We start from the raw sequence: 368 nt of genomic DNA on the forward strand, positions 1-368 counted from the left end.
TTGAAAAAACGAGAGTATTTAGGGCATACCATCAATTTCAAGACCCGCAAGCACTTTAAGGACAAGAAAAGCCACTATGTTTCTGAGGACGAATGGACGATCTTTGAGAATACCCATGAAGCCATTATCGACCAGCAGACCTTTGATTTGGCGCAGAAAATCCGCAGCAATGTACGGCGTTATCCAAACGGCTGGGGCGAAGCGGCTCCCCTCACAGGCTTGCTCTATTGTGCCGATTGCGGCGGCAAGATGTATGTCCACCGCACCAACAATGGCAGGCGGATTTCTCAATATACCTGTTCCAATTATACCAAAGTTCCGTGTGGGACACTATGCCCTACACAACACCGTATCAATGAGAGTGCTGT

The 368-nt window shown here is 48.1% G+C and carries 1 protein-coding gene; it reads left to right on the plus strand.

Annotated features, from left to right (window positions below):
• Positions 1–368, plus strand: a 368-nt coding sequence (locus G5B06_RS18680; protein ID WP_173772731.1) for a recombinase zinc beta ribbon domain-containing protein, incomplete at both ends; no start/stop codon positions are given.

Source organism: Blautia luti (genome assembly GCF_013304735.1).
Lineage (GTDB): Bacteria > Bacillota > Clostridia > Lachnospirales > Lachnospiraceae > Blautia_A.